Origin of the sequence: Paraburkholderia dipogonis (assembly GCF_042680985.1) — a bacterium.
Lineage (GTDB): Bacteria > Pseudomonadota > Gammaproteobacteria > Burkholderiales > Burkholderiaceae > Paraburkholderia > Paraburkholderia phytofirmans.
This window is the reverse complement of sequence record NZ_JBHUFR010000016.1, coordinates 630,380-644,152: the sequence shown is the minus strand read 5'-3', so window position 1 is coordinate 644,152 and position 13,773 is coordinate 630,380. Positions and strand designations below refer to the sequence as shown.

Annotated in this window: 13 protein-coding genes; 2 read left to right on the top strand and 11 right to left on the bottom strand. The window is 64.0% G+C overall.

Annotation, left to right across the window (positions count from 1 at the left end; genetic code table 11):
• Nucleotides 1-38 precede the first annotated feature (38 nt).
• The 6 genes from ACFSNN_RS23040 to ACFSNN_RS23015 all read right to left on the bottom strand — a co-directional run bounded on the left by ACFSNN_RS23040 (nucleotide 39) and on the right by ACFSNN_RS23015 (nucleotide 8,454).
• Nucleotides 39-803, bottom strand: a complete 765-nt coding sequence (locus ACFSNN_RS23040; RefSeq protein WP_134455885.1) for a ParA family protein — start codon at nucleotides 801-803, stop codon at nucleotides 39-41.
• Between the two features lie 133 nt (nucleotides 804-936).
• Nucleotides 937-2,115, bottom strand: coding sequence for a 4-hydroxybenzoate 3-monooxygenase (locus ACFSNN_RS23035; protein WP_134455884.1), 1,179 nt, complete (start codon nucleotides 2,113-2,115; stop codon nucleotides 937-939).
• 241 nt (nucleotides 2,116-2,356) lie between these two features.
• Complete coding sequence (gene ilvA / locus ACFSNN_RS23030) at nucleotides 2,357-3,907, bottom strand: threonine ammonia-lyase, biosynthetic (protein ID WP_134458805.1); 1,551 nt, start codon at nucleotides 3,905-3,907, stop codon at nucleotides 2,357-2,359.
• 370 nt (nucleotides 3,908-4,277) lie between these two features.
• Nucleotides 4,278-5,546, bottom strand: a complete 1,269-nt coding sequence (locus ACFSNN_RS23025) for a virulence factor family protein (protein WP_134455883.1) — start codon at nucleotides 5,544-5,546, stop codon at nucleotides 4,278-4,280.
• Entirely contained in the window at nucleotides 5,543-8,095 is a 2,553-nt protein-coding gene (mprF, locus tag ACFSNN_RS23020) for a bifunctional lysylphosphatidylglycerol flippase/synthetase MprF (protein ID WP_244322841.1), read from the bottom strand. The genes ACFSNN_RS23025 and mprF overlap by 4 nt, the downstream gene beginning before the upstream one ends.
• A 176-nt stretch (nucleotides 8,096-8,271) precedes the next feature.
• The gene (locus tag ACFSNN_RS23015) at nucleotides 8,272-8,454 is read right to left on the bottom strand and encodes a hypothetical protein (protein WP_134455881.1); all 183 of its coding nucleotides are present in this window, start codon (nucleotides 8,452-8,454) and stop codon (nucleotides 8,272-8,274) included.
• 133 nt (nucleotides 8,455-8,587) lie between these two features.
• Between ACFSNN_RS23015 and ACFSNN_RS23010 the strand changes: the two genes are divergently transcribed.
• On the top strand, nucleotides 8,588-8,728 hold the full coding sequence (locus tag ACFSNN_RS23010) for a hypothetical protein (RefSeq protein WP_166799216.1): 141 nt from the start codon (nucleotides 8,588-8,590) through the stop codon (nucleotides 8,726-8,728).
• A 197-nt stretch (nucleotides 8,729-8,925) separates the two neighbouring features.
• Here the strand turns inward: ACFSNN_RS23010 and ACFSNN_RS23005 are convergent, their stop codons facing one another.
• On the bottom strand, nucleotides 8,926-9,078 hold the full coding sequence (locus ACFSNN_RS23005) for a hypothetical protein (RefSeq protein ID WP_166799215.1): 153 nt from the start codon (nucleotides 9,076-9,078) through the stop codon (nucleotides 8,926-8,928).
• A gap of 228 nt (nucleotides 9,079-9,306) precedes the next feature.
• Here ACFSNN_RS23005 and ACFSNN_RS23000 point away from each other — a divergent pair, with 228 nt between their 5' ends.
• Nucleotides 9,307-10,704 carry an MFS transporter gene (locus tag ACFSNN_RS23000; RefSeq protein WP_134455880.1) on the top strand — a complete coding sequence of 466 codons (1,398 nt, stop codon included), beginning with the start codon at nucleotides 9,307-9,309 and terminating at the stop codon, nucleotides 10,702-10,704.
• A gap of 10 nt (nucleotides 10,705-10,714) precedes the next feature.
• Here ACFSNN_RS23000 and ACFSNN_RS22995 read toward each other — a convergent pair whose 3' ends face one another.
• From ACFSNN_RS22995 to ACFSNN_RS22980, 4 genes are read right to left on the bottom strand one after another with little or no spacing between them, the layout of a single operon-like run.
• A complete protein-coding gene (locus ACFSNN_RS22995) occupies nucleotides 10,715-11,209 on the bottom strand; it encodes a DUF421 domain-containing protein (RefSeq protein WP_134455879.1) in 495 nt (164 codons plus the stop codon).
• A 31-nt stretch (nucleotides 11,210-11,240) separates the two neighbouring features.
• On the bottom strand, nucleotides 11,241-11,897 hold the full coding sequence (locus tag ACFSNN_RS22990) for a glycosyltransferase family 2 protein (RefSeq protein WP_134455878.1): 657 nt from the start codon (nucleotides 11,895-11,897) through the stop codon (nucleotides 11,241-11,243).
• Nucleotides 11,894-12,499, bottom strand: coding sequence for an SAM-dependent methyltransferase (locus ACFSNN_RS22985; protein WP_134455877.1), 606 nt, complete (start codon nucleotides 12,497-12,499; stop codon nucleotides 11,894-11,896). Before ACFSNN_RS22985 ends, ACFSNN_RS22990 begins: the two co-directional genes overlap by 4 nt.
• Nucleotides 12,500-12,523: 24 nt before the next feature.
• Nucleotides 12,524-13,702: an acyl-CoA/acyl-ACP dehydrogenase gene (locus tag ACFSNN_RS22980; protein ID WP_134458804.1), complete on the bottom strand. Its 1,179-nt coding sequence runs from the start codon at nucleotides 13,700-13,702 to the stop codon at nucleotides 12,524-12,526.
• Nucleotides 13,703-13,773: the final 71 nt, after the last annotated feature.

Below are 13,773 nucleotides of genomic sequence, written 5' to 3'. Positions count from 1 at the left end.
GGCAGATTCGCCTCGATGACGTGGCACCACGGCGCCCACTAGTCGATCAATTCCCGATGCAACGCCACGAATTCCTGAGCGAGCTTGTGACGGGGATCGAAGTGAATCATCGGCTTCGCGTACTGGTGCGACTCGCGAATCTTCACGGACGTGGACAGTCGCGACTCCAGCACAGGCAAGCCCTCGCCGATCAGTTCCTCGACCAGCTGAAGCGGCAGACTTGCGCGCGGCTGAAACTGGTTGATCACGATTCCTTCGACTTCCAGTCCGGGATTATGGTCCTGCTGAATTTCCTTGACGTTGTCGAGCAGCGTGTACAGCGCGCGACGGGAGAAGTCGTCGCAGTCGAACGGAATCAGGCAGCGTTCCACCGCGATCAGCGCTGAGCGGGTATAGAAATTCAGCGCCGGTGGTGTGTCGATGTAGATCGCGTCGTACTCATCCAGTTCGTTCAACGCGTCGCGCAGCTTGTAGATCTTGTAGCGCGATTCGAGTTTGCCGTGCAGCGTGTCGAGATCCGGATGCGAGGGCATCACATGAAGGTTCTCGAACGGCGTGGGGTGGATGAACGTCGAGGCCGGTGTCGGCCGGAAACTGAAGCTCAAAGCCGTTTCGAAGAAGTCCGCGACATTGGGCTTGAGATCGCTGGCCTGCTTGCCGAGAAGATACTGGCTGGAGTTGCCTTGCGGGTCCAGATCGATGACCAGCGTACGCAAGTTCTCGCTGGCGTTGATGGCCGCCAGGTTGCATACGATGGTCGATTTTCCCACACCGCCCTTCTGGTTGAATATCACACGCCGCATTGACCTCTGCCCCTATATTGAGAACGCACCAAAGGCACAGCTTACCCTGGCAAAATGACAGCGCGAGGTGCGTCCCTATGAATAGTTTTCGAAGGCGTTTGCTTGTGTCAATCCGGCCAGGCGCCCTGCCCGTTCACGCCTGAGCGCCTGCGATGCCGACGTAGTTTTCCGCCATCGCGGTGGCCGCCGCGCGCGACGTCGTCACGTATTCCAGTTCGGCCACCTGAAGCTGCTGCTCGAAAGGCGACGCGCCTTCGATACGGTGCATCATGCTGGTCATCCAGTACGAGAAATGCTCGGCGCGCCAGATGCGTTTGAGCGCTGTTGCGCTGTAACCGTCGAGCAGATCCATGCGATTCTCTACGTAGAACGCATTCAGCGCCTCGGTCAGCACGCGCACGTCGGCCACCGCCAGATTCATACCCTTCGCGCCGGTGGGCGGCACGATATGAGCCGCGTCGCCTGCGAGAAACAGCCGGCCATGTTGCATGGTGTTCGATACGAAACTGCGCATGCCGACAATGTTCTTCTGAAAGATCTCGCCGTCGACGATCTGCTGGCCGTCATGCGAGTCGACTCGTGCATGCAGTTCTGCCCAGATGCGGTCGTCGGACCAGTTCTCGACGGAATCCTTCGGATCGCACTGGAAATACATGCGCTGCACATTGGGCGAGCGCGTGCTGATCAGCGCGAAGCCGCGCTCGTGGCGCGCGTAGATCAATTCGTCCGACGACGGCGGCCCTTCGCACAGGATACCGAACCAACCGAACGGGTACACGCGTTCGAAATCCCTGCGCAACGCGTGGGGAATCGATGCACGTGATACGCCTTGCGAACCGTCGCAGCCGATCACGAAGTCGCACTGCAATTCGTACGCTTCGCCTTCGTGGCGATAGTGGATCGACGGCGTGTCGGTATCGATGCCGTGAATCGACGTCTCCGAGACGCCGAAACGCAGCTTGCCGTCGTCGGCCACGCGCGCCGCGACGAGATCCTTGATCACTTCGTGCTGCGCGTAGACCGTGATCGAGTGTCCCGTGAGTCCGGTCAGATCGATGCGGCGCCGCTTGCCTTCGAAAGCCAGCTCGAAGCCGTGATGCAGCGCGCCCTCCGCTTTCATCCGTGCGCCGACGCCGGCTTCGGTCAACAGGTCCATCGTGCCTTGCTCGAGCACGCCGGCGCGGATGGTGGATTCGATCTGATCGCGACTGCGCGACTCGAGTACGACTGAGTCGATGCCGCGCAAGTGGAGAAGATGGGAAAGCAGCAGGCCCGCAGGCCCGGCACCGATGATGCCAACTTGGGTACGCATGAGTTGTCTCCTGAATGCGGCGTTAGATTTGCGCTCAGTGTGACGATCACGTACGGTATCGCGCAACGCGATATGGCGGATAGGCCGTATCTAATTTAAAGATAGAAGTCGTGGTCGGGCGCGTGCAGCCGGTAGGCGCAGTCGGGCCCTAACGCCGTCCAGACGGGGCTTGTGGCCCATTCGCTCGACGACTCATCCTTCAGGTTGTATTCCACGGGATCAAGGTAAACACCGAGCCACGCTACGAAGCGAGGAACAGTCGATACACCGGATTCTGCGTCTCTTCCCAGTTCGGATAGCCGAGCGTGGCAAGAAACTTGTTGAACGCCGCGTTCTCGCTGTCCGGCACCTGGATGCCGACCAGAATCGAGCTGTAGTCCGCGCCCTGGTTGCGATAGTGGAACAGGCTGATATTCCAGTTCGGCGCCATCGACGAGAGGAACTTCATCAGCGCGCCCGGCCGCTCGGGAAACTCGAAACGGAACAGACGTTCGTCGTGTGCCAACGGCGAGCGGCCGCCGACCATGTAGCGGATGTGCTGCTTGGAGAGTTCGTCGAACGTGAGATCCACAGTGGCGAAGCCGTGCGCTTCGAACGCGCCCGCGATCTGCGCGGACTCGCTGCGATTCCTGATCTGCACGCCCACGAAAATATGGGCGGAGTTCGCATCCGCAATACGGTAGTTGAATTCGGTGACGCTGCGTGTGCCGACCAGTTCGCAGAAGCGCCGGAAACTGCCGCGCTCCTCGGGGATCGTCACGGCGAACACCGCTTCGCGCGCTTCGCCGACTTCGGCGCGCTCGGCCACGAAGCGCATGCGGTCGAAGTTCATGTTCGCGCCCGACGTGATCGCGATCAGCGTCTGGTTCTCGATGCCTTCGCGCTCCGCATACTGCTTGGCGCCGGCCACGGCCAGAGAGCCCGCGGGCTCCAGCACGCTGCGGGTGTCCTGGAAGACGTCCTTGATGGCGGCGCAGAGCGCGTCGGTGTTCACGAGCAGCACGTCGTCGAGATATTCGCTGCACAGGCGGAAGGTTTCTTCGCCGACCAACTTCACCGCGGTGCCGTCCGAGAACAGACCGACCTCATTCAACGTGACCCGCTCACCGGCTTTCAGGGACGCCGCCATCGCGCACGAATCGTCCGTCTGCACGCCGATCACCTTGATCTCGGGGCGCACGGATTTCACGTACGCAGCCACGCCCGCCGCCAGTCCACCGCCGCCGATCGGCACGAAGATCGCGTGAATCGGCCCCTGATGCTGGCTGAGAATCTCCATCGCGACCGTACCCTGGCCGGCGATCACATACGGATCGTCGAACGGATGCACGAAGGTCAGGCCGCGCTCTTCCTGCAGCTTTACCGCGTGACCGTAAGCATCGCTATACGACTCGCCGAACTGCACCACTTCGACGGTCGGGCCGCCGTGCGCGCGCACCGCGTCGACCTTCACTTGCGGAGTCGTGACCGGCACCACGATGATGGCCTTCACGCCCATACGCGCCGCCGACAGCGCCACGCCCTGCGCATGATTACCCGCCGACGCCGTAATCACGCCACGTTCCAACGCTTCAGCAGGAATATGCGCCATCTTGTTGTACGCGCCGCGCACCTTGAACGAGAACACCGGCTGGTTGTCCTCGCGCTTCAGATAGACCGGATTGCGCAGACGCGCTGACAGATTCGGCGCGCGTTCGAGTTCGGTCTCGCGGGCCACGTCGTAGACGCGCGCGGTCAGGGTTTTTTTCAGGTAGTCGTGGCGCAGCGCGACGCTATCGGCGGCTTCCGCCATCTGTTTGAGTTGGTGTAACGACAAGGCAAGCTCCTGTGCGGCAAGGACGAATCAGCAGAGAGTTCACCAGGAGGCAGGCTGCAAGCGGACATAAAAAAACCCGCCTCGTGGGGCGGGTTATGTGTCACTGCTATCCGACGCGCGCTAACCCACCATTCGATGAATGATGCTAATAATCAGCGCAATACGGATGTGGAGGCAGTTCATGCGTTCGATCTTCGTTGACTTGAGACGCTTTGTCAATCCCCGTTAATTGCCATGCTCGTCGCGGCGAGTTCTCCGCATGGATGCGACGCGGGCTCGCCGCCACGCTTACCCGCAGTCATAAACAGCATCGTGACGACGACGCCGAGTCTGCACGATGCGACGATCAATGCACCCCGCTCTGCTTCCTGAACGCGCCAAGAATGCGCTTTTCAAGCGCGTTGTAATCGCCGCCAAAGTGATGATCGCCAGACGTGCGAATCACTTCGATGCCGGTTTTGGTCAGCGTCGGACACAAGGTGTCCTTCTCGTTCTCGCCGTAGAAACATTGCACGATGGCGGGCGGCACACGCGTCAATTCCGGCTGGACCTTCAACGCCTTGTCGCTTGCCGGCATGCCGAGCCATCCGCCCACGCGAATCTGAAAATCGGCATCGGGCGCGAAGCCGAGCAGCGCGATCAGCGAGACCTTCGCGCGCAACGCTTCCGGCAGACGGTTATAGGCGAACGGCATCACATCCGCGCCGAACGAATAGCCGACGAGCGCGATATGCTGCGCATTCCAGCGCGCGCCGTAGGTTTGCATCACGCGCGCGAGGTCGCGGCTGGTTTGCGCGGGCGGCTTCTCGCTCCAGAAATACCGCAAGCTGTCCCAACCGATCACGGAGACGCCGTCTTTTTGCAAAGCCTGCGCGATCGTCTTGTCGAGATCGCGCCAGCCGCCATCGCCGGAAATCACGATCGCCATCAGGCCGTTCGGATGCGCCGCCGGCAATTCGATGAGCGGCAGATCGGAGACGTCGTCGTCGCTCGTCGACACGGCCTGCAAATGCGGCGTGAGCAACGCGACGAGGCGCGCGCGATCGGCGTTACCCGTAGCCGCCTTTTCGACGAAACCCGGCACCTTGTCGCGGATAATCGTCGGGTCCGGCGGGCAAGGCTGAAAGCGTGCATCGAGCGTGTGCTCGGCATCCACCGCGACCGCGCCGGCAATCGTATTCGACGGCGCCTGTTCGAGTACATGCATGGCGAGCGTGGCGCCCTGCCCCGTGCCCGCGACGATCGGCGCGAAATAATGGCTCGACTTCGATTGCCGTTCGAGCTGATGGCTCAACGCTTCCGCATCGCCCACCAGTTGGTGGCAGGCCTCTTTCTTCGCGGCCAGATTGGCGGCGTAGCGAGCCGTGTCGACTCCGACGGTCAACGCACCGGCCTTGGCGAGCGCATCGGCGCTCTGCTGATCCGCCGCGCTCCAGCCGCTCGCTTGCGAGTACAGCACCACGAAGCCGCGTAACGGACCGGGACCCATCGGCTGAGTGACGGTGACGTCGCCATAACGGCCGCCGGGCACCGTGGTGGTTGCCGCGTGCGCGAACGCGCCACCGGTCACGAGGCTCGCTGCGAGAGCGAGCTTGAACAACGAATGCAATGTCATGAACGCCGGCCTCCTGCCAGCAATGACAGGTCCGCGAGCGTGAAGAACACGCCGACCGAACCCGACGCCGCGAGATAGCGCGGCTCCCAATGCGGCTGGAACTTGCTCTTGAAAGCACGCAGTCCGCGGAAGTTATAGAAACGGCCGCCGAAGCGCCATACGATGCCGGCGAACCGGTGCCAGCGCGACGCCAGCGGCGTGGGCTGCATGCCGGAGAGCGGCGCGATGCCAAGACTGAGCGAGCGGAAACCCGCCTGCTTCAGATGCAGCGCCAACTGCGTGAAGAGATATTCCATCGCATACGGCGACGCGCTTTCCACGTGACGCATTACGCCGACGGTCGCCTCGGTGTTCATGTCGGTCGTCATGAAAGTGACGAAGGCGGCGGGCGCGCCGTTCTGGCGCACCAGCATCACCGATTGCGCGGCGAGGTATTCGTCCGTGAAGGCGGCGACCGAGAAGCTCTTTTCGCGCGCGTCGCGGCTGTCGAGCCAACCGTCGGAAATCTCGCGCAACGTGTCGAGCGAAGCCGGCACGTTCGCCTGATCGATCACTTCGACGGCGAAGCCATCGCGCTCGCCACGCTTTAACGCATAGCGAAGATGCGCGCGATGCGAGCCCTTCAGGTCGAAATCGTCGAGCACGACGTGCGCTTCCTCGCCGAGCTTCATCAGCGTGAGGCCGGCGTCGAGGTACAGCGGCAATGCGTTGGCCCGCACCTGGTAGAACGCAGCGCGCCCGCCGTGCGTGTGCGCTAGCGCGACGAACTTGCCGATCAGACCGGCCCACTCTTCGCGCGGTCCCACCGGATCGTGCAAAGCGGCCCACGTGCGGCCGTATTTCGCGTACATCAGGAAAGCCTTGCGCGACTCGGAGAACAGGAAGCTCTTGTCGCCCATCAGCGCGAGACCGGCGTCGCTGCGTTCCTGCGCGCGTACGATGCGCGCCGCGTCGTGCAGATCTTGCGGCGCCGGTTTGACGAAGCGCCCCGGCGCGGGACGCAGCAACTGCCAGAACGAGAACGTCGCAGCGAACAGGCTGGCGGCCAGCGTCGCGCGCAATGCACGCGGCGCGCGTTCGTCGAAGGCGAATTGCCACCACAGGTCGCGCGTGTACGGCACGTCGCGGAAAGCAAACAGCATGACCCATGTGGCCAGCATCAGCACCATTGCGACCGACACCAGCCAGCCCGCCGTAAAGCGCTCCGCGAACAGCGACGAATGACGGTTAAAACGCCTGCGCGTGGACAGCAGCAACACGACCAGCATGCCCAGCACACCGGCTTCCACGAACGCGAGACCTTTGGTCAGCGACAACGCGAGACTCAGCACCGCCAGCAGAAGCGTCATCCACCACGCGGCGTCCAGGCGCCGCAGCAAACCACGCGCGACGAACAGCAGCAGCACACCGAGCACGCTGCAGAGCATCTGCGAACTTTCGAGCACCCACAGCGGCAGCACGTTGCGCAGCATGTGAATGCGTTGCCAGAACGCGGGCGTCGCGCTGGAAATCACCAGCATGCCGCCGACCACAAAGGTGACGAGACTCAGAAACAGCGGCGCGAGCTTCGACGCCGCAGCGGCATGCTGCAGCGGCAAACGGCTTTTCAGCGCGCGGCCTTCGAAACCGGCGAGCAGCGCGGCCGAGACGATCAACGGGACACCGAAGTAAATCGCGCGATACGCGAGCAAGGCCGCAACCATCTGATGCGTTTGCACGCTGCCGTTCAGCGTGAACACCATCGCCGCTTCGAACACGCCGACGCCACCGGGCGTGTGGCCGATCATGCCGAGCAGCATGGCCGCGGCGTACACCGTGATGAAGGTCACGAAGCTCACGTCCGCATGCGGCAGCAGCGCCCATAAGGCGAGGCCGGCGGCCACCACGTCGAGCACCGCCAGGGCCACTTGCGCGAGCAGGTCGCGGCGTGCCGGGATATCGAACGAAAGCCACTGCCAGCGCGTGCGCACCTGGCGCGTTTCGTCGCGGCAGGCGGCCGCCGCCAATGCGAGCGCGGCGAGCAGCGCCATGCCGATCCAACGCAACGTGACCGGTTCGAGATGCAGCATCGGCGCGAGCGTGCCGGCCACGCCGACCATGCCGAGCGCCGTCATCAGCACCAGTGCGAGCGCGAGCGACACACTCGTGAACACCGTCATGCGGCCGATCTGCGCGGGCGTGACGCTCGCCACGCCATAAACGCGCGCGCGCACGGCGCCGCCGGTCAGCGCGCCGAAACCGGTGGCGTTGCCGAGCGCCGAGCCCGCCGTTGCGCCGATCCACAACGCCACACGCGGCACGGCCGCGCCCAGATAGCGCAAACCAACGGCATCGCGGCCGACCAGCGCCACGTAGCTAAGTGCGGTGGCGCCGAGCGCGGCGCTCCATTCGCCGGCCGTCAGTCGACGCAACTCGCGCATCACCGAGCGATAGTCGACTGCTTGCGAGAGGTGTTGCAAGACGACCAGCAGCAACGCGCCAATTCCAAGCGCGAGCAGGGGCGAGAGAAGTCCCCGGTTGCCGAGCGTTTTCGATGCCCGGTCGAACATCGCGCCTAGCCGGTCGAATTTATAGTTATATCGATGGAACATGGTCAATGCTGGGCCTTGCCTGGAGCTGTTGCGACGACGGATCGTCTGCCGCGGCATCGCCGGTTAATGGCGATTACAAATGGATAACGGCACAGAGGTAAAAAGGTTGACAGCGTCAGCCGTATTGCGGGGGTTTAACCTGATAACGCCATTGGATCTGACAGCGCCGCGCGGCGCGCCACGGCGATTTGCGTGAATAAGCGGTCGATATTGCCGATTGCGGCGCGATTGAGGCGCGCCTGATAGCTGACAGGGGGCTGAAGTTTAAACGCTATTTGCGCGCTGCGAATGAAGATTCGACGTTGCGTCGATTGCATGCGCATGCCGTATCGCGCGAAGCGTTGAAGCACAGCATCAAGATTTTCTCTCCGCGTGCCGTAATCGAGAGCAATAGCTTAGTGAAACGCGGCGCACTTGCCGGGTGAATTCGGTACTCGAAGGAGAATGAAAATGGCGGAACAGGATTGGATGATGGCGGGCGTGTATCTGGTCGGATTGGTGTCGATGGCGCTGTTGATGAGCGCGCTGGCCACGCGAGCGACCAGGGAACGCAAGAGCGCAGTGACGGTGTCGAGCCGCGCCCGCGACTGAACCGGCTACGACGTACGGTCCGATGCCGTACGAGATTGGAACTCGAGCGGCGTCACGAGAGCCGCTCAAAGGCGCGAATTACGCGCGTGTGACCGCTGCAACGAGATTCGAATGACGGAGGAAGCGGATCGCGCAGCGCTCGCTGCACATGTCCGCGCCCCGCTCTACCGGTCAGCGCATGCGGCGCGGCCTTCGTCTTACTCCGGACGGCGATGCGCTTCCGCGATCACGGCGCAGTTTTGCAGATGCAGGTTCAGTGCATGCAGAGCCAGGGCGCGCAGCTTGCCGAGGAACGTGTTGTTGGCGGCGACAGTAGCGCGGACGGCGGAAGCGTTGGAAGCGGTGTTCATGGCGGACTCCTATATAGGGTTTATACCTAGGCAATAACCCGATTATAGCCATCTCCTGCCGCACTGCAACAAATATCAATAAAACCGTGGACCTCTGCCTGACGGTTACAAGCGCGGCCGTCCCAGTCTTAAAAAGGGTGATATCGGCTGCCGCGCTGTTAACAATCCGCACCGTACAGGTGCAATAATGACCCCTTTGCCCGCTACCGTTCGCGGCATCCCGCCTTCATGACTGCCGTCCAGAAAGCCCTGATTGCGCCCTTGATCGTCGCGTGCGCGATGTTCATGGAAAGCGTCGATGCCAATGTGATCGTGACCGCGCTGCCCGCCATGGCGCGCGACTTCGGGCGCGATCCGGTCACCCTGAAAATCGCGGTGACGAGCTACGTGCTGGGACTCGGCGTGTTCATCCCCGTGTGCGGCTGGCTCGCCGACCGGTTCGGCGCGCGCACGATCTTCCGCACGGCGATCGGCATCTTCGTGACCGGTTCGCTGCTGTGCGCGGCCTCGAATTCTCTCGCCACCTTCACGCTCGCGCGTTTCGCGCAGGGCGTGGGCGGCGCGATGATGGTGCCGGTCGGGCGGATCATCATCTTCCGGGTCGTGCACAAGGCGGACTTCATCCGCGCGATGAACTATCTGAGCGTCCCCGCGATGCTCGGCCCCGCCGCGGGGCCGTTGCTCGGCGGCTTCATCACGACCTATCTGCACTGGCGTCTGATTTTCTTCATCAACGTGCCGATCGGCATTCTCGGCATCTATCTGACCAACAAGCACATCGCCAACACGCGCGAGCCGGATCCCGGGCCGCTCGACTGGATCGGTTTTTTTCTGTCGGCGGCGGGTGCGGTGCTGCTTCTGCTCGGGCTGTCGCTGGTCGGCGGCGAACTGATTTCGAATCGCGACGCGTTCGGCATGTGCGCATGCGGCGCGGTTCTGCTCGCGGGCTATGTCGCCTACGCGCAGCGCGTCCCGCTGCCGTTGCTGGACCTGCGCTTTTTCAAGGTGCCGACGTTCCAGGCAAGCGTGCTCGGCGGTTCATTGTTCCGGATCGGTCTCGGCGCACTGCCGTTCCTGTTGCCGCTGATGCTGCAGGAAGGTCACGGCATGAGCGCCTTCGAATCCGGCCTGATCACCTGCGCGTCCGCGTTCGGCGGCATGTTCATGCGCACGGTCGCCTCGAGCGTGCTGCATCGTTTCGGTTTCCGTTCAGTGCTGGTCGTCAACGCCGCGTTGTCGGGACTTTCGATCGCGGCCTGCGGACTGTTTTTCCCCGGCACGCCGACCTGGATCATCTGGGTGGTCGTGTTGCTCGGCGGCTTCTTCCCGGCGCTGCAATTCACGAGTCTGAACTCGCTCACTTACGCGGAAATCGCGACCCGCGACGTAGGCCGCGCCACGAGTCTCGGCAGCGTCGTGCAGCAGATGTCGCTCGGCCTCGGCGTGACGATCGGCGGCATCGTGCTGCAGATTTCGCGCGTGCTGCATGGGCATCCGGGCATCACATGGTCGGATTTCTGGCCGGCGTTTCTGGTGGTCGGGCTCTGCTCGTTCGCGTCGATTCCGGTCACGCTGCGCATGCCGCAAGGCGCCGGCGAGGAAATCGCGCGCGGCGGCCGGGGCTGACCCGTTCGACTCACGCCTCTTTGCGGATCACGCTCACTTCGCCGTTGCGTTCGAGAATCGCCGCGGCCACGTTTTCCATCGAACGTGAGCCGGTTTTCTGCCGCACGCTTTCCTGAACGTCGGTTCGGCTGATCAGCGCGGCGTCCATCTCGCGCGCGTTGAACTTGCCGTTGCTGAACACCTCGCGCTCGACGCCGCCCACCAGCCGCTCCAGCGCGCGCGAGCGCATGCACGCCCACGCCAGCGCCCGGTGACAGATGACGATGATGAACGATGCCGCCACCGTGGCGATAAACGGCGACGCGCCGACGATGGCCCGGCTCAATGTCGCGCCGAGCAGGATCACCACCACCAGATCGAACGGCGAGCGTTGTCCGAACGAGCGCCGGCCCGAAATCCGGATCAGCACCAGCGCGATCAGAAACACGACGATCGCGCGCATGGCCATCTGCAGCGGGTCGAGCGTCCTGCCTTGACCGAATAGCAGCAAGGTCGCTTCCATCATGCCGCCCTCCTTTGACAGCGAGCGCCGACCGCTATCCGGCGGCCGCCCACGAAGCAAGCGTATCGCCGAAGCCGCCCCGGGCGCGAGCCGCCGCGCGCGCGCTCGTAATGACGCGCGGCGCCGCGCTCCATGCGATGCGCGCGCCGATCGCGATGAGCCGGTCGACCAGCGCGACATCCTCGCTGCATTTGAGCGGCGGAAAGCCGCCCGCGCGCCGGTAGGCGTCGGCCGACACGCCGAGGTTCGCACCGTGAATGTGACGATGACCGTCGGCATCCACGTAAGTCTTGCGGAAATATTCGCGCACGCTGTGCGGATGCGCGGTCCAGTCGTCGACGGCAATCGAGCCGCACACCGCGTCCGCATCCAGCGAAAGCTGCGCGACCAGCCAGCCCGACGAGACGCGGCTGTCCGCGTCGGTGAACGCGAGCCAGCGCGCGCCGTCCGCGAGCAGGAAGTCCGCACCGGTCGCGCGCGCGATGCCGACATTGCGCGCCTTCAGCGTGAGCGTCTCGACGCCGTAGGCTCGCGCGATCGCGCCGGTGAAGTCGTCGCATGCATCGAGCACGACCACGATGCGCACCGTTTCGCCCGCCAGATCCTCGTGGCGCGAAGCAGCGATCAAGGCAGCGAGACAAGGCGCGAGCAACGCCTCTTCGTTATGCGCCGGAACGATCACGCCGATCATAGGAGCCCCTCGCGTTGCGCGACCGAGCGTGCGTCGCGCGACCAGACATCGATCAGCAGATCGGCTTCATCGTGATGCGCGAGACGCGTGAGGCCGCAGCGCGCATCGAATAGCGCATGCGCGGCGTCGGCGGATTCGAGCGCTTCGGCGAAGGGCCGGCGCCAATGACAGGCGAGCAGCGTGCCGTCCGTGGTGAGCGAGGCGGCGATCCGTGAAGCCAGCGTTTCGAGCTCGGCCGAATCGAGGTAGTACGCGAACTCGCTGATGACGATCAGATCGAATGGGCCGGCCTCGGTCGGCCATTCACGCGGCACCGTGCGCTGTTCGACACGCACGTGCGCCATGCCGGCGACGCGCTCGCGCGCCAGTTCCACCGCGCGCTCGTGCAGGTCCGCCGCGAGCAGCATCTCGCAGCGCTTCGCCAGCTCAACGGTCAGTTCGCCATTCGCGCAGCCGGGTTCGAAGGCGTTCTGGTAGTGCGGACGCGGCAGCAACGCGAGCGTCAACGCACGCTTGCGGCTCTCGTACCAGCCTTCGCGCAGCTTCCACGGATCGTCGCTGTGTCGATAGAGTTCATCGAAGTAGGTAGCCGGTGAGCTCATGTCAGCGGCCCTCCGTGCATGGCGTCAGAGCGTCCACGGTGCACCTCCGGCGTCAGCATCGTCGCGGCCGTCGGCGGCTTGCGCCGCTGCGATCAGTTCGCCGAGCGCGGCGAGATCGCGCTCCGCGTGGCTCTGCCGCAGGAACACCGGCAGATCCGCCAGCGCACGCGCGAAGCGCGCGTTGCGACACAACGGGCCGGCGCCCAGCGTACGCGTCGCGTGATTCATTACGGCAGTCGAGGCCTCTTCCACCACGAGGCGCGCGCGCATGGTCTCGCGTTGCGAGTCGGCTAGCGGATTGGCGTCGATATGCGCGGCGGTCTCGCGCAATACCGCGGCCGCGGCCGCCAATGCCACCTCTACCGCGCCGAGATGAGCAAGCCGATGCGGATCCACGCGCTGCGTGCACGCGTCGCGCAGCATCCGGCCGATCTGCGCGGCGGCCCCATACCAGCACGCGGCGATACCGGCGCCGCCGTGCCAGAAGCCGGGACGCTTTACATAGCCATGCGCGCCGCCCACGAGTGTCGCCGCTGCGTGATCGAAACTCACGTCGGCGCTTGCCGTGGCCTGCATGCCGACCGCTTGCCACTTCGACGTGTCGATCGAGATGGACGGCTGATTCATTGCGACGGCCGCCAGCACCGGCTCATCGTCCAACCATGCGGTAACGAGCGCATGGGTGACGACGCGCGCGCCTGAGCACCAGGCTTTGGTGCCGGTGAGACGAAGGTCTGCGCCGTCGCTTCGGATTCCTACTTTGAGCGCCTGCACGCGCGCATCGGGCGGCTCGGCAGCCCAGACACCCCAGCGGCTATCCGCGGGCGGCGTGGGGCCGTGAAGCTCGGCGAGAATCGCGAGCGCATCCGTGTGTCCTTCGAACAGCTTGACGAGTCCGAGATCGCATGCGGCCACCGCAGCGAGGCTGCGCCAGCGCGCGAGCGTCTCGCCGTGGCCGGGCAAGGGCAAAAAAGGCGCGCGGTCAAAGCCGCGTTTGACCAGCGCGCGCAACACGGCGCCGAGCGCGGCGGAGTCGTTGGGATCGAAAGGCGTGTCACGCAGAAATTTTTCAAGCGACCCGGCAGGTTGCGCGTCGTTCCGGGCGCCGCTCGCGGCTGCATAGAAATTGCGGGACGCGGTCATGGCGGAGCTTTGCGGCGGCCGCGCATTGACGCCGGCCGCACGATCACGCGTATCGAGCATCGTGCCTCCCTGAAGCTGTTCGATCGATTGGCGGCGGTTCTCGAAGGCCGCCGCGCACGAAAGATCTTCAG